At 68.4% G+C, this 15,887-nt stretch carries 12 protein-coding genes; 3 read left to right on the forward strand and 9 right to left on the reverse strand.

Features of this window, described 5'->3' with window-relative positions; translation table 11 throughout:
* Positions 1–11 precede the first annotated feature (11 nt).
* The 5 genes from dgoD to ACWF4Z_RS14200 are packed head-to-tail and all read right to left on the reverse strand — an operon-like array spanning position 12 to position 6,962.
* On the reverse strand, positions 12–1,148 hold the full coding sequence (gene dgoD / locus ACWF4Z_RS14180) for a galactonate dehydratase (protein ID WP_452243434.1): 1,137 nt from the start codon (positions 1,146–1,148) through the stop codon (positions 12–14).
* A 10-nt stretch (positions 1,149–1,158) separates the two neighbouring features.
* The gene (locus ACWF4Z_RS14185; RefSeq protein WP_452243435.1) at positions 1,159–1,968 is read right to left on the reverse strand and encodes a carbohydrate ABC transporter permease; all 810 of its coding nucleotides are present in this window, start codon (positions 1,966–1,968) and stop codon (positions 1,159–1,161) included.
* Complete coding sequence (locus tag ACWF4Z_RS14190; RefSeq protein ID WP_452243436.1) at positions 1,965–2,840, reverse strand: carbohydrate ABC transporter permease; 876 nt, start codon at positions 2,838–2,840, stop codon at positions 1,965–1,967. Before ACWF4Z_RS14190 ends, ACWF4Z_RS14185 begins: the two co-directional genes overlap by 4 nt.
* Positions 2,841–2,862: 22 nt before the next feature.
* Positions 2,863–4,122: an ABC transporter substrate-binding protein gene (locus tag ACWF4Z_RS14195; RefSeq protein WP_452243437.1), complete on the reverse strand. Its 1,260-nt coding sequence runs from the start codon at positions 4,120–4,122 to the stop codon at positions 2,863–2,865.
* A gap of 35 nt (positions 4,123–4,157) precedes the next feature.
* The gene (locus ACWF4Z_RS14200) at positions 4,158–6,962 is read right to left on the reverse strand and encodes a carbohydrate binding domain-containing protein (RefSeq protein WP_452243438.1); all 2,805 of its coding nucleotides are present in this window, start codon (positions 6,960–6,962) and stop codon (positions 4,158–4,160) included.
* Positions 6,963–7,084: 122 nt separating this feature from the next.
* Here ACWF4Z_RS14200 and ACWF4Z_RS14205 point away from each other — a divergent pair, with 122 nt between their 5' ends.
* The 3 genes from ACWF4Z_RS14205 to ACWF4Z_RS14215 are packed head-to-tail and all read left to right on the forward strand — an operon-like array spanning position 7,085 to position 10,706.
* Entirely contained in the window at positions 7,085–8,800 is a 1,716-nt protein-coding gene (locus tag ACWF4Z_RS14205) for a class I mannose-6-phosphate isomerase (protein WP_452243439.1), read from the forward strand.
* Positions 8,797–9,825, forward strand: a complete 1,029-nt coding sequence (locus tag ACWF4Z_RS14210; protein WP_452243440.1) for a LacI family DNA-binding transcriptional regulator — start codon at positions 8,797–8,799, stop codon at positions 9,823–9,825. The genes ACWF4Z_RS14205 and ACWF4Z_RS14210 overlap by 4 nt, the downstream gene beginning before the upstream one ends.
* Complete coding sequence (locus ACWF4Z_RS14215) at positions 9,822–10,706, forward strand: ROK family protein (RefSeq protein WP_452243441.1); 885 nt, start codon at positions 9,822–9,824, stop codon at positions 10,704–10,706. The genes ACWF4Z_RS14210 and ACWF4Z_RS14215 overlap by 4 nt, the downstream gene beginning before the upstream one ends.
* 5 nt (positions 10,707–10,711) lie before the next feature.
* Here ACWF4Z_RS14215 and ACWF4Z_RS14220 read toward each other — a convergent pair whose 3' ends face one another.
* From ACWF4Z_RS14220 to ACWF4Z_RS14235, 4 genes are all read right to left on the reverse strand, one after another.
* The gene (locus ACWF4Z_RS14220; protein ID WP_452243442.1) at positions 10,712–12,772 is read right to left on the reverse strand and encodes a dipeptide ABC transporter ATP-binding protein; all 2,061 of its coding nucleotides are present in this window, start codon (positions 12,770–12,772) and stop codon (positions 10,712–10,714) included.
* The gene (locus ACWF4Z_RS14225) at positions 12,769–13,695 is read right to left on the reverse strand and encodes an ABC transporter permease (protein WP_452243443.1); all 927 of its coding nucleotides are present in this window, start codon (positions 13,693–13,695) and stop codon (positions 12,769–12,771) included. Before ACWF4Z_RS14225 ends, ACWF4Z_RS14220 begins: the two co-directional genes overlap by 4 nt.
* A complete protein-coding gene (locus ACWF4Z_RS14230) occupies positions 13,692–14,621 on the reverse strand; it encodes an ABC transporter permease (RefSeq protein ID WP_452243444.1) in 930 nt (309 codons plus the stop codon). Before ACWF4Z_RS14230 ends, ACWF4Z_RS14225 begins: the two co-directional genes overlap by 4 nt.
* Before the next feature lie 110 nt (positions 14,622–14,731).
* Positions 14,732–15,793 carry an Lrp/AsnC family transcriptional regulator gene (locus ACWF4Z_RS14235; protein ID WP_452243445.1) on the reverse strand — a complete coding sequence of 354 codons (1,062 nt, stop codon included), beginning with the start codon at positions 15,791–15,793 and terminating at the stop codon, positions 14,732–14,734.
* Positions 15,794–15,887: the final 94 nt, after the last annotated feature.

Raw genomic sequence — 15,887 nt, forward strand, 5'->3', positions numbered from 1 at the left:
GCCATCATCGTCTACCACTCGGCGAAGCTGCCGTCTGGGTAGTGCCAGAGCGGGGAGCCCGGTTCGAGGGGGCCGGTGTCGACGGCCGCTCGAACGGCGTCCTCGTCGATCTCGATGCCCAGACCGGCGCCGGCGAGGCGCGGGATTCGGCCGTTGACGGGGATGAGCGGCGTGGGGTCACGGAGGACGGCGGTGGCCTCGGACGGGCCGAGGTGAAGGTTCAGTGACTGTTCCTGCACGTAGAAGTTCGGTACGGCGAACGCCAGTTGCAGGCATGCGGCCAGCGCCACCGGGCCGATCGGCGAGTGCGGGGCGAGCTGCGCATCGTAGATCTCGGCCTGCGTCGCGATCCGGAAGCATTCCGTGATCCCGCCCGCGTGACTGACATCCGGCTGCACGATCGCCACCCCGGCCTCCAGGACACCGCGGAACTCGTTCCGGGAGTAGAGCCGTTCGCCGGTCGCGATGGGCACCGGTGAGCACTGGACCAGCGTGCCGATCAGGTCGCTGTGCTCGGGGCGCAGCGGCTCCTCGGCGAACGCGATACCTAGTGATGCCAACTGTGGGAGCAGTCGTCTGGACTGCGGCACCGAGCAGCGTCCGTGCAGGTCGACGGCGAGGCCGATGTTCGGGCCGATCGCCGCGCGGACCGCGGCGAGGTCTGCGACGAGTTGGTCGGGTGACTCCAGGTACTCGATCCGGCCCTGCGGCGCCACCTTGATCAGATCGATGCCGGCGGCAACGTGTTCGGCAGCCAGGATCGGGTCGCCGGTGGCACCCGGTTTGTTGGCGTGGGCATAGATCCGGGCCGAGTCGCGGGTGGGGCCGCCGAGCAGTTCATGAATCGGGACGTCGTACCAGCGGCCCTTGAGATCCCAGAGCGCTTGATCGATCCCGGCCACCGCGGTCGAGAGCACCGGGCCGCCCCGGTAGTAGCCGCCGCGAGCAAGTGTCTGCCAAAGGGCCGTGATGCGTAGCGGGTCGGCGCCGAGGAGGTGTTCGGTCATCCGCTCGATCGCAGCCGTGACCGTGCGGACCCAGTTCTCCAGCGTGCATTCGCCCCAGCCCGCGACACCTTCATCGGTGGACACCTTCACGAGTGCGTGCCGATTGGTCAGCACGAACGTCTCCACAGCGGTGATCCGCATCAGTGGATCCTCACCGCACCGCTCCTTGGGTCAGGCCTTGGACGACCTGCCGCTGGAAGACGACGAAGAGCGCGAGCAGCGGCAGTGCACCGAGGAGTGCCGCCGGGAACAGCTGTGTCGGCTGCAGAGTGTGCGGGTCGGCGAAGGAGTAGGCGTTGGCCATCACAGTGCTCTTGGCGGGATCCTGCAGGAACACCAGTGGGATCACCAGGTTGTTCCACACCTGCAGCGACACGAACGTGAGCAGAGTGCCGGTGACCGGCCGCATGAGTGGAAAGACGATGAGGAAGAACGTTCGCAGCGGACCGCAGCCGTCGAGCGCGGCGGCCTCCTCGAGATCCTCCGGGATCTGCCGGACGAAGCTGGCATAGAAGAACACCGCCACCGGCAGATTCAGCGCGGTGTAAATGATGATCAAACCGAACTGGCTGTCCAGCAGACCAAGATCGCGCATCAGCAGGTACAGCGGCGCGATCAGCACGAAGACCGGGACCGTCAGGCCGACCATGAACAGGCGGTACATGAAGGAACTGAGGGACGAGGTCAACCGACCGAGCGGGTACGCCGCCATCGAGCCGATGATCGAGACCGTCAGGCAGGAGGCCAGGGTGAGGAAAACCGTGTTGAGCGCACTGCGGAGGTAGTGGATCTGGTCGATCGAGACGCGGTAGTTGGCGAGCGTCAACTCGTGGGGCAAACCCAGGGGTGCGCGGGCGAGATCCCCGGCGGTGCGGAACGACGCGAGCAGCGTGAACAGGAACGGCGCGATGAATGCGACCGCCGCGATCACGATCAGAGTGTCGAGCACCCGCGCCTTCACAGCGCACGCTCCCTTCTCCGCAGCAGCACACTTGCGGCCGTCGACACCACCACGACGAGCACGAGCAGCAGCATGGCGGTCGCCGCGCCCATGGCGAAGTTGCTGTTGTTGAAGAGTTCCCGGTAGATCAGCAGCGCCAGGGTGTTCGTCGAGTCCACCGGCCCGCCGTTGGTCAGCACCAACGGGAAGTCGAACACCCCGAGCGAACCGATCAGGCTCAAGGTCACGTTCACCGTCAGTGCCGGAGCGAGCAGAGGCCACTCGACGAGCCGGAACCGCTGCCAGCGGTTCGCCCCGTCGATGCCGGCCGCGTCCAGCAGTTCCTGCGGGATGCCGGCGTACCCCGCCAGGAAGATGACACACGAGTAGCCGACGAACATCCAGATGTTGACGACCGCGACCGCGTACAGGGCGATCGAGGTGTCTCCCAACCAGACTCGCTGCAACGCCTGCAGTCCGAAGGCACCGAGCAGGTTGTTGATGCCGCCGTCCGGCCGGTACAGGTAGGACCAGATGAACGAGGCCATCACCGGAGAGATCAGGGCCGGTAGCAACAACAGACTGCTCACCGGACGCCGGATCCGGCGCCGGTGCGCGAGCACCGACGCCGCGAAGAGACCGAGCGTGGTCTGCACGACGAGCACCACCGCCGCGTACAGGACGGTGTGGCCGAGGGCGTCGAGCGCCGTCGGGTCCCGCAGCAGTGATTTGTACTGCGTCAGACCGACGAAGTTGCTGACCGGCCCACCCGTGTTGTCGGTGAAGCTGAGCAACACGCCGCGCACCAACGGGTACAGGACGAACAACCCGTAGATCAGGACAGCCGGGGCGAGGAACAGGATCGCCGCGTATCGACCGCGTCGCCGGAACAAGTCGTGCCTTTCCGCTCAGAGGTCAGGAGCCGGCTGTTTTGGCCGCGTCCTGGATTGCGTTCAGAGTGCCGGCGACATCCGCCTTACCCAGTAGGAAGTTCTGCAGCAGCGACCGGATCTTCGTCTCCGGCTCGGCCAGATCCCAGGTGTTGGTCGGGAACAGCGCGAACCGCTTGTCGGCGTACGCCTCGACCATCGGCGCGAGCAGTGGGTCGGTAGCGGCCGCACCGCCGAACGGGCTGATCGCGGCCTCCGCGGACAGGTACGGCGCGAGGTTCTCGGACTTGGACCAGAAGTCGACGTACTGCTTGGCCGCGTCCTGTTGTTTGCTCTTGGCATTGACCGCCCACATCGTGCCGGGGAAGAACAGCGCGCTCGGCTTGCTGCCCGCCGCGCCGCCCGGCCAGGAGACGAAGGCCAGCTTGAACGGCGCCTTCTTCATCGCGGCGGCGAGCCAGGAGCCACCGGCGAAGAACGCCGACTTGCCGGCGATGAAGTCCGGCTGGCCGGTCGTGGTCTCGTCGGTGCCGACCGCGTTCTTGTAGTCCACGTAGCCGTTCTTGCCGAGCTGCTCGATCTGTTCCAGCGGTTCGGTGAAGGACTGGGGAAAGGTCACCTTGCCCTGCAGGAACTGCTGGTCCCAGTCCGGAGTCTGTTGGTACACGGTCGTGGCAGCCGACATCAGCATCACGAACTCGGCCATGTAGCCCTGCGCGTCGGGGAAGGAGTAGCCGGGCTGCTTGGCCGACTTGAGCTTGCCGAGCGCGTCGAGGAACGACGGGAAGTCCGTCGGCGGTGCTGAGATTCCGGCCTTGGCGAGGATGTCCAGGTTGACGTAGACGCCGACCGGGCTCAGCTCCATCGGCGAGGCGAGGACCTTGTCCTGGTAGCTGACGAACGACTTGACCGACGGCGAGATCCCGGTCGCCCAGCCCTGCTGGCCCAGGTCGGCGAGGTAGCCGGACTTGCCCCAGGCCTGCACCTTCTGCGGGTCCACCATGATGACGTCGGCCGCGTTGCCGGCCAGCAGCTGGGACTGCAGTTTCTGCTGGTAGACGTCATTGGGTGGGACGTAGCTGAAGTCGAGTGTGATGTCGGGGTGGGCCTTCTGGAAGGCGGCGTTGATCTCGGCCACGTTGGCCGGTTCGGCGCCGCCGCCCTTCCAACTCACGACGTGCAACGTCGTACCGGCCGAGCCGGAGTCCGAGTCGCCACACGCGGCCAGGGAACCGGTGACGGCGAGCACGGCCGCCGCCAGGCAGAGCGAACGGGATGTGCGCATGGCGCAAAGACCTTTCAGAGTAGGGATTGCAGTTGCTATGCCGGGTAGATACCGACGGCGTCGTAGACCAGCCACGAACCACTGCTCTTGTCGATCGTGACGGTGTTGCTGCCGACTTTCAGACCCGCGGCAGGCAGTGGCACGGTGAACTGTGACGGGGAGACACCCGAATCGAGCGCACTGCCGTTCGCGTACCCCGAGCCGCTGCCGGCCGGCAGCGTGACAGTGGTCGCCGCACCGCCGTTGAGCCCGATGGCGACCGTGCCGGGCGCGGTGTTGTGCGTGTCCAGCAGGTACACGACGAGCCGCAGGTCGGCGGCAGGCGCAGTGGCGAGGGTGAAGTTCAGCGTGAACCGGTGCGTACGCCCACCTGCCCACCCGTCGTCCGGCCCAGGGTGGATGTAGGGCCACGCCTGCGCCGGATCGTCAACGCCTGCGGTGAAGACGACATCATTCGGGAACCTGGCCGCGAAGTCGCCGTACGAGCCGGGCGCCAGGGCGAACTCGTGATCGGTCCAGTCAGGAACGCCGACCATCGCCAGCACCCCGTCCGGTACGTCGAGCACGACCACCGCCGCCATCAACCGGGCCACCTGCCGTTTGCCGACCGATACCGCCGAGACAATCGTGTTGCGTCCGGCGGACAAGGACGCGATCGGTACGGCGGTCGCCCGCTCGACCCGCTGACCACGACCCGCGGTGACCCGGGTTTCCTTGCCCAGGCTGGTGAAAACCGCGTCCACGGAGTCCGCTCCCCCGGTGTTGTCCACGACGTAGGTGAGCGTGACCGTCTTGTCCGCGGTACGGACCAGCGGTGGTGCCGTGGCATCGAACCGGCCGTTGGGGACTACCTTCGCGGTCGTCCGCACGTAGACGGGCGAGCCGGTGAGGGTCAGGTGGACCTTGCCGTCGAGCGGGGTGAGCCGCGTGCTTCCGCCGGTCAGGTCTACGACGTCAATCGGCCGGTCGGTCGGCAAGGCCACGGCAGTGCGCGGGTCGGTGCTCCATACGACCGCGACGTCGCCGTCCGGGCCGGAGAAGGAGTACTGCCGGACGGCACCGGTGACGTCCTGGCCGCGGAGGCTACGGCCGGAGAGTGTGCGGATCGCGACCGCGTAGGCGGCATATACCGGCCGCGGGGTGTAGGTGTCCGCGCCGATCTCGTTCAGCAGGCCGAAGTTCTGGTCGCCGACCAGGTCGTACCAGAAGAACTTCTCGACGCCGCCGGCCATGGACAACACCAGGCCACGGACGAGATAGCCGGCCGCGGTGAGCCCGTCGCCCAGCGACCAGCCCAGCTCCGACACCCAGACAGGTTTGGGCTTGCCGCCGTTGTACTGCTCGATCAGTGCGGCGACCTCCCGCTCGGCCGCGTCGATGGCGTCCGGCGACTCCGGGATACCGACGTACGGGTGGTTCGAGACCACGTCGAGGTGTGCCATGCCACCTTCGTCGAACACCGCTCGGAGCCAGTCGATGGCGGTTCCGTACGTGACGCCGCCGACCACGACGATCGACGGATCGACCGCCTTGACCGCGGTGTAGGTGCTCTCCAGCAACGCCGCGTAGTACTTCGGATCGCCGCTGGCCGGGCCGGTCGTGAACCAGCCGGCGTTGAACTCGTTGAAGACCTCGACAGCCGTGAACTGCCCACGGAACCGTTTCATGGCCGCAGTCGAGTAGGCGGCGAACGCCGCGCGGCCCGCGTCGGTGTACGGCGTGAGGCCGCCGTCGTACTTGGGGTTCGCGTAGTCGAGGATCGGCAGCGGGTGGATCCCGTTGCGAGCCAGGGCCTTCAGGTACGGCGTGTACGTGTCGAAGTTGTAGCCGCTGATCAGTCCGCGCTCGAAGCCCGGGTTGGTCAGCAGGTTGACGTCCGAACCCTCGACACTGATGCTCACGTCGTCCAACCAGCCCGCACCGACCACATCACTCGACAGCAAGCGGAACGTGAGCACGGACTCCGGCCCGGTGGTGTACCGGAACGTCACCTTCGTCCAGTCGAACGTCCCGCTCGGTGCATCGACCCGCGAACCCCAGTCCGGCCGCACAGAGAACTGCAGCGCCTTCGGCTGCACGTTCTCGCCCTTCACCCACGCGGAGAACACGTAGGTCGTGGACGGGCGAACGGTCAGCGCCTGCGAGATCGTCGCGTAGTGGTTGGCGGCGATCGGCGTACGGTTGACCACTTTCACCGACGCCCGACCGCTGTGACCAACCGTCTTGTCCAACTCGACGGTCGCGTCCGCCTGGTAGACGTCCGGGGTCCAGCCCGCGAGTGGCGGCGGCTCGATCTCGGTCCAGGTGAGATCGACGCGGGCCCAGGTGATGCCCAGCGCCACCATCAGCGGCAGCAACTTCACAGGCGGCAGGTGGGTGTTTGCGCCGAACGGCGAGTCGTGCGGCAGGCGGTAGGGCTCGAGCACCGCGAACGCGCTCTTCTGCCGCGCGATCTCCGCGCTGCGCCGGGACGCCACAACTTCCAGCGTGTGGTAGCCGTTTCCGGCGTCGAAAGCTATCGCAGACCGGCCGCCGCGCACGGTGGCCGCACCCGATCGGGTGACCTCACCCCATACGTCCCGCACGGTCCAGGTGATCGAGTCGGCGCTGGTCACGACGTCAAAGCGCTGTACCCGTACGCCGACGAACACCGCGCCGAAGCTCGCGGGCCGGACAGTCAGCCCGCTGCCGACCGGCACGGTCCCCGTCGCCGGCGCGGCTAGGGCGCGGTCGCCGTTCGCCACCAGGAACGCGACTGTCGCGCTGGCCAGCGACGCCGCCAGCACGGTCCGGCGTGACACCTGCCCTGGCTCGTCTTTCCAGCCGTCGTGCTTGTCCATCCGCTCCACCTCGTGCCTCGATGTCCGCCCCAGGTGGACGCACGTTATCGGTAACAGAGATTGAAGGCAATACTCCATGATCAGCTTGCTGTTACCGGTAACGAAAAGTAGAGTGACTCACCGTGTCGACCTCGTTCGCCTACGACCCTCTGCCCCACTACCCGCCCGTCGCCGGCGTGGTCCGGCTCGGCTGGGCCGCCGCAGTTGCGACGCTACCTGCCGGCACGCGGGTGCTGGCGATCGACGGCCCGGCGGTGCTCGACTGGGACCACGTGGCCAAGGCGGTCGCCGCCGAACTGGCCGACCGCGGCCCGGTTGACGTGGTCGACCTGCGGGCCGCGGGCCTGCCGTGGGAGCAGGTGGAGCAGCGCACCCGGTCGGCGACCCTCGCCGACGACCCGGACTTCGAGGCCATCGCTTCCGGCACGCTGGCCGACCTGCTGGATCATGCGGCGCTGCGCGGCGATCCCGTGACCGCAGGTGTCCGGGTACTCATCGGCCCCGGCGCCGCGGCCGCGGGCGACCCCGACATCGTCTGGTGGGCCGACTTGCCCAAGCGGTTTGCGGAGGCGGCCGTGGTCGCGGGCACCGGCCGGAATCTACTGGCCCCCGCCGGCCAGAAACCGACCACGAAGCGTCTGTTCTACGTGGACTGGCCGCTGCTCGACCGGCATCGCGACGCGCTCGTCGGCCGGTTCGACCTGTGGCTCGACACCCGCCACGTGGAGAACCCGACCTGGCTGGACGGTCTGACACTCCGCGCCACCTGCGCCGCGCTCGCCCGGCGACCGCACCGCACGCGCCCCACGTTCAACACCACTCCGTGGGGCGGCCAGTGGGGCCGCCGAGAGCTCGGGCACAACCCCGATGCCGAGAACAGCGCACTCGGCTACGAGCTGATCGCCCCGGAGAGCGGCGTACTGGTCGGTGAGACGCCGGAGGTCAGCGTCGAGGTCCCGTTCCAGCTGGTCGTGGCGCTCGCGCCGGTCGACGTGCTGGGCGCGGAGGTCCATGACCGGTTCGGCACGTCGTTCCCCATCCGGTTCGACTACCTCGACACCGTCGACGGCGGGAACCTGTCCGTGCACTGCCACCCACAGCCGACCTACATGCGGGAGGTCTTCGGCTGGCCCTACACCCAGCACGAGACCTATTACCTGATGGTCGGCAGCGAGGAGCAGACGGTGTTCCTCGGGCTGCGGGAGGGCGCGTCCGTCGAGGAGTTCCAACAGGCGGCCCGGCGGGCGAACAACGACGCCGTCGAGTTCGACATCAAGCAGTTCGTGCAGACCTTCCCGGCGACCCCGCATCAGCTGTTCCTCATTCCAGGCGGCACCCCACACGGCAGCGGCCGCGGCAACGTCGTACTGGAGGTCAGCGCGACGCCGTACCTGTACTCGCTGCGGTTCTACGACTGGTTGCGGCGCGACAGCGCGGACCGGCAGCGCCCGGTGCACGTCGACCACGCGTTCCGCAATCTCGATCCGGATCGCGCGGGCGCGGCGGTGGCGGAGCAACTCGTTCAGTCCCCTCGCCGGATCGCCGGCGGCGACGGCTGGCACGAGGAGCTGATCGGCGCACTGCCGGAGATGTTCTTCGAGGTACGGCGGTTGCAGGTCGACCCCGGCGCGACCGCCGAGCAGGACACCGAGGGCCGGTTCCACGTGCTGAACGTGGTCGACGGCGAACGCGTGATACTGCTTACCGACAACGGCGACGAACATCAGCTGGGCTACGCCGAGACGATCGTCGTACCGGCCTCGGTCGGTCGGTACACGGTGCGAGGTCTCGGCGACCTCCCGGCGCGGGTGGTGAAAGCGAACGTGACGCGGATATGACGAAGGCCAAGCCGGAGCGCCCGTCCGGGGTGACGATGCGCGACGTCGCCGCCCGGCTCGGGGTGAGCGCGATGACGGTGTCGCGCGCCCTGCGCGGTGACAGTGGAATCGCCGAACCCACGCGGCAACGGGTGCTCGCGGAGGTCGAAGCGATCGGCTACCGCCGCAACGACCTCGCCAGGCAGTTCCGCACCGGCTCCGCACACGAACTGGTCGGCCTCGTCGTCACGAACCTCGCCAACCCGTTCTACTCACAGCTCGCCGTCGGGGTGGAGGAGGTCGCCACCAAACACGGCGTCGGTGTCCTCGTCGCCAGCACCAACGGAGATCCGGACCGGGAACGCGAACTGGTGATGGACATGGCGGCCAGACGGATCTCCGGCCTGATCGTCGTACCGGCGGGCAACGACCACAGTCATCTGGATCCCGCCGAGTTCGAGGGCGCGCCCGTCGTACTGGCTGCCACCCCTCCCCGCGGCATCGACGTGGACTGCGTCTTCGTCGACGACTTCAACGGCACGTACGAAGCCTGCCGAAGGCTCATCGCGCGCGGGCACGAACGAATCGGCTTTCTCGGGCTGCCGCCGTCACTGTGGACAGGCTCCGAACGTTTCCGCGGCTACGCGGCGGCCATGGAAGACGCCGGCCTGACCGTCGACGAGCAGTACGTCAGCAGACACCGCGGCGACATCGAGCTGGCCGAGCAGGCCACCCGCCGCATGCTCGCGCTGCCTGCACCGCCGACCGCGTTGCTGACCGCCAACAACCGCAACACGGTCGGCGCCCTGCGGATCCTGCGGCACAGTCCGACGCCGGTGGCATTGGCCGGTTTCGACGACATCGAACTCGCGGACCTGTTGCAACTGCCACTGTCCGTGGTCTCCTACGACGCGGCCGATGTCGGCCGCGAGGCCGCCCGGCTGCTGTTCGAGCGCATCGAGGACACCGGCCCGACCAAGATCGGCCGCCAGCAGGTCATCATCCCGACCCGGGTGATCGACTACCCCCGGCCGGCCCAGGGATGAACTCCGCGCCGGCGTTGGAGATCGGCGGCTCGCACGTCACCGCGGCGCTGGTCGACCCGGTCACCGGCGCAGTGGGTCGACGCGTCCGCCGGCCGCTCGATGGCGACGCCGGGGCCTCGGTACTGCTGTCCACGATCGCCGCCGCAGCCAACGAACTGGCCCCCGGCCCCGGCGTGGCCTGGGGCGTCGCGATCCCCGGCCCGTTCGACTACGCCACCGGAATCGGTCGCTTCCACGACGTCGGTAAGTTCGCCGCACTCAACGGCTTCGACGTCGGTACCGCGCTGCGGGTCGCCCTGGCCGCGAGCGAGATCCACTTCGTGAACGACGCGGTCGCGTTCGTCGTCGGCGAGTGGACGTGGGGCGCGGCACAGGGCCACGACAGGGCGATCGGCATCACGCTGGGCACAGGTGTCGGCTCGTCGTTCCTGGCCGCCGGCCAACCCGTGACCACGGGCTCGACCGTCCCGCCGGAAGGTCGCGCCGACCTGCTGACGATCGATGGCGCCCCACTGGAGGACGTGGTCTCGACCCGCGCGATCGTGGCGGCCTACCGCGCGAGCGGTGGCGTGTGCACGAATGTCGCCGACGTGGTCACCCGAGCCACCGAGGGCGACCCCGACGCGAGCAGGTGCATCGAGCGCGCCTACGGTCAGCTCGGCCTCGCCCTCGCGCCCTGGGTACGCCGGTTCGCGGCGACTGTTGTCGTCCTCGGGGGCGGCATCACCGCCGCCTGGGAACTGGTGTCGACGCCGCTGCGCGAGGGCCTCGGCACCGATCTCACGCTCACCCGCAGCGCGGACACGGAAGGCGCCGCCCTGCGCGGCGCCACCCGATCCTCGACGTTCGAGGCACCCGCTCGCCCGTCCTCGGATCCGTGAATTTGTCAGGTTGCGGCGAGGGGGTAGTGGCAGGCGACGGCGTGGGGGCCGTCTCGGCGGTCGAGGGTCGGCTCCTCCTGGGCGCACAGTTCGGTGGCGAACGGGCAGCGGGTGCGGAACCGGCAGCCGGAGGGCGGATCGATCGCCGAAACGATCTCTCCGGACAGACCAGCCTTCTGTTGCTCGCCGCGCCGACGCGGATCGGGGATCGGGACGGACGCGATCAGGCCGGCCGTGTACGGATGCCGCGGGGCCGCGTACACCTCGGCGCTCGGTCCTAGCTCGACCAGCTTGCCCAGATACATGACGCCGATCCGGTCGGACAGGTACCGGAGCAGGGACAGGTCGTGCGAGATCACCACGTACGTGAGGGAGTACGCCGTCTGCAGTGAGCGCATCAGGTTCAGGATCTGTGCCTGGATGGAGACGTCGAGGGCCGACACCGGTTCGTCGGCGACCACGACCTTGGGCCGCAGCACGAGCGCTCGCGCCATCGCGATCCGCTGGCGCTGACCACCGGAGAACTCGTACGCCCGTCGCTCGGCCGCCGTCCGGGGCAGGCCGACGGCGTCGATCAGCTCCATCACCTTGGCCCGCCGTTCGCTCCGCCCTCCGATGTGCTGGACGGCCAGCGGCTCCGCGATCAGGTCGGCGACGTTCATCCGCGGGTCGAGCGCGGCCGCGGAGTCCTGGAACATCAGCTGGAGGTTGCCCGCCCGGGCTCGTTGCCCGGCCCGGGTCAGCCGGTTGATGTCCCGGCCGTCGAACCGGACCTCGCCGCTGGTGGGCTGTTCGAGTCCGACGATCATCCGGCCGACCGTCGTCTTGCCCGAACCGGACTCGCCGACGATCCCCAGCGTCTCGCCCTCGAGCACCTCGAGGCTGACGTCCGACACCGCATGCAGCACCCGCCGGGGCCGGAACGCCTCGGGACTCTTGATCCGGAACTGCTTCACGACCGATTCGAGCATCACCAGCGGCCGGCCCGGCTTCCGGTCCGATCGGGGCTCGACCGGCTCGTCGACGTACAGGTGTTCGTCGGTGGCTCCGGTCGGCCGGGGGTGGAAGCAGGAATGGGTGTGACCGGCCGCCACCTGCACGGACTCGGGGTCCTTGGTCCGGCACTCGTCGGTCGCGAACCGGCACCGAGGCGCGAAGCGGCACATCGGCGGCAGCCCGATCAGCTGTGGGGGCATCCCCGGGATCGAGGCCAGCGGGCGGCGCGAGTCGAGCTCCATCGTCGGCATCGACTCGAACAGCGCCTGGGTGTAGCGATGCCGGGGAGCCGCGAACAGCTCGGTGGTCGGTGCTTCCTCGACGATCCGGCCGCCGTACATGACCGCGACCTTGTCGGCGTGGCGGGCGATCACGCCCAGGTCGTGCGTGACCAGGATGATGCCCATGCCCAGCCGGTTCTTCAGCTCGTCGAGCAGTTCCAGGATCTGCGCCTGGATGGAGACGTCGAGCGCGGTGGTCGGTTCGTCCGCGATCAGCAGCCGCGGTTCGCACAGCAACGCGATCGCGATCATCGCCCGCTGCCGCATGCCACCGGACAACTGGTGCGGGTAGTCCCGCAGCCGTTCCTTCGGCGACGGCATCCGGACCAGGGCGAGCACCTCCTCCGCGCGCCGGTTGGCCTCGGCGACCGAGGTCCCGGGCCGATGGATGCGGTACGCCTCCCGGAGCTGACTGCCGATCGTGCGCGTGGGGTTGAGCGACGTCATCGGATCCTGGAAGACGGCAGCGATGTCGTTGCCCCGCAGCCGGCGGAGCTCGTTCGGACTGAGCGTGGTCAGCTCCCGTCCGCCGAATTCGATGGAGCCACCAACGATCGAGCCACCCTCGGGCAACAGCCGCAGCACCGACATGCCGGTCATCGTCTTGCCCGAACCGGACTCGCCGACCAGACCGACGGTCTCGCCCGCCCGGACCGAGAAGGTGACGCCGTCCACCGGCCGCACCACGCCGTTCGAGGTGCGGATCTCGACCCGGAGGTCGCGGATGCTGAGGACCGTCTCGCCGAGGTCGCCGGGTGGGGCCGGGACGACGGTGGATGGTGCGGTCATGCTTGCTCCTCACTGGCCGTCGTACGACGGTTCGCATCGGCCGGTGTCTGATCGGGTGCGGCTGCGGGCAGGCTGGTACGAAGGCCGCGGAACGCGCGGAACCTCGTCCACGTCCGTCGTCCGCCGGGGTCGAGCAGCGTCATCACCCAGTCCCCGGCGAAGTTGGCGACCAGGATCGTGACCGTGATCGCCAGGCCGGGGAAGGTGGACAACCACCAGGCGGTGGACAGGCTGGTGGCGCCGGCGGCGAGGTCGCTGCCCCAGTCCGGGTTCGGCAGCTGTACGCCGAGGCCCAGGAAGCTCAGGGTGGTTGCGGTCAGGACGGCCCAGCCGATGGCGCTGCTGACCATCACCACGACCTCGGTGACGAGGTTGGGCAGCAGGTGCCGTACGGCGGTGCGCAGACCGGACGAGCCGAAGATCTTGGCGGCCTGGACGTACTCGATCGAGCGCAGCTTGCGCACCGACGACTCGACGATCCGCGCGAAGCCCGGCGTGTAGGCGACGCCCAGCGCCAGGATGATGCTCTTCACCCCGGCCCCGATGGTCGCGATCAGGATCAGCGCGATCAGCAGCACCGGCAGAGCGAGCAGTACGTCGACCACCCGCATCACCAGCACGCTGATCGCCCGCGGCGCCATCCCGCCGATCAGGCCGATGGTCACCCCGATGAGCGTCGCGAGCAGCACGCCGCCGAGGCTGGCGGCCAGCACCGGCCGGGCACCGAAGATCACCCGGCTGTAGATGTCCCGCCCGAGTTGGTCGGTGCCGAACAGGTGGGTGCCGCCGGGTGCCGCGAGCGAGTCGTCGCCGTTGCTCAACGGACTCGTGTGCGCCAGCAGGCCCGGATACAGGAGCAACAGCACGAAGCCGACCAGGACGATCAGCATCACGGCCGAGATGACGGTTCGGCGGGCGGTCATGATGCGGTGCTCAGTTGCGTGCGCGGATCGATGGCGCCGACCACCAGGTCGACCACCAGGTTGATGACGATGTAGCTGAGGCCGACCAGCACGATCGCGCCCTGCACCACGGGGATGTTCTTCGACGTGATCGACGTGGCCAGGAAGCTACCGACGCCCGGCCGGCCGAAGATCACCTCGGTCACCGCGGCACCGGTGAGGATGTTGCCGAACTGCAGGCCGATCATCGTGACGGCCGGGACCGAGGAGTTGCGGAACACGTGCGCGAGCAGCACTCGCAGCTCCGAACATCCACGGCCGCGCGCCGACTTCACGTAGTCGCTGCGGTACTCGTCGATCACCCGACCGCGGATCAGCCGGGTGAGGATGGCGGCGTACCCCCAGCCCAGTGAGATCGCCGGCAGTACCAGTCCGCTGGAGCTGCCGGTGTCGATCGCCGGCAACCAGTTGAGGTGGAACGCGAAGACCAGCACCAGCAGCAGGGCCAGGAAGAAGTACGGAACGGCGACACCGAGGAACGACACGAACCGGGCGATGGTGTCGAGCCAGGAGTTCGGCCGCAGACCGGCCACCAGCCCCAGTGGTACGCCGATGACGACGGCCACCAGCATCGCCGTACCGGTGAGCGCGAGAGTGCTCGGCGTCCGGGAGACGAGCTCGTAGGCGACCGAGTTGTGGGTGACGTAGGAGGTCCCGAGATCACCGTGCAGCAGATCACCGGCGAAGGTGAAGTACTGCTGCCACAGTGGCTGGGTCAGACCGAGCTGGTCACGCAGCTGGTCGATCTGCTCCGGGGTCGCGTTGGAGCCGAACAACATGGTCTGCGCCGGATCGCCGGGGACCAGGTGGATCAGCACGAACGCGATGATCGTGACGCCGACGATCACAGGGATCGAGGCGAGCAAGCGGCGGAGTACGAAGGACATAGAAGATTTTGTAGCCCCGCATTGTCACGCCCAGATTTCCAGTCATCCTTCGATCACGGGAATCCGGGCGGTCGCATGCTTCGGAGGTGAGCCCGTTGTGGCGGATATCTTCAGCCTCCCTCCGGAGCTTTCGGGTGATCCAAGCGGTCGTCCCAGATGTTGATCGGCACGACGCCGACGGAACGCCCGTTGGTGTCCAGCAGGCGTCCCATCCGCTTCACCGTCCGCAGCACGACCAGGCGGTCGATGATGCGGACCTGCGGAAGCCGGCTGGCGATCGCCAGCTCGAGCCGGTGGACCTCCTCGACCGTCTGCAGCCACGCGCACAGCAGCATGCTCGGCGCCGACGACACTGTCGCGCACAGCCGCACCTGCCGGATCTGCGAGATCGTCCGGGCTGTCCCCGGTAGCCCTTCGACGGGTGCGTCGGCCCAGAGGTAGACCTGCACCGGAGACCCCGACAGCTCCGCCGCCAGGTCGGTCCGCGGGAGGAGCATGCCGCTGCGCAAAAGACCGGCGACATGTCGGCGCACGGTCGTCGGGCTGAGGTCGGTTGCGGCCGCGAGCTCGGCGTACGACGCTCGCCCGTCGACGGTCAGCAGACCCGCGAGGCGCTGCACGTCAGGCGTCATCGTGATCGCGGCGTCGGCGCCGGCCGGACCGGGCTTCGGCCGGGACCGCTCGAGCACGCGGAGCGCGTCCTCGGACAGGTCGACCAGCCGCCAGCGGGATCCCTCGGTGTAGATCTGGGTGGCGATCCGCGCCCTGCTCCTCAACACGTTCTCCATCGCGCCGAGGTGGTCGAGCAGGTAGTGCGACAGCATCTGCAGGTTCGCGGCCGCGATGGTGAGCAGGATGTCCGCGGTGCCGGTGGTGATCTCGACGGTCACGACCAGCTCGTGTCGCGAGAGCTCGGCCGCCACCTCGATCCGTTTGCCCGGCAGGCAGTCGACCTCCACATAGGCGACGCACTGCTCCGCGCGCCGGCTCATCCCGGGTGCTGCTGTCACCCACGCGACCCCACTCGCGCTGATCCGCTCCCAGCGGCGCGCGGCCGTGATCCCGCTGATCCCAAGGGCCTCGCCGATATCGGTCCACGGTGTCCGCGGACCGACCTGGAGGGCTCCGATGAGCTCCCGGTCGTCAGGACTGAGAATAGTGGATTCCTTCACAAAATCCCCGATCGTGAATGAAATCAAGCACGAAACGACAATGTAACAGACGTGATCTTAGCTTGAAGCCAACTCCCCCGAGGCAAGGAGAAGG

This window comes from Kribbella sp. NPDC055071 (genome assembly GCF_053608045.1).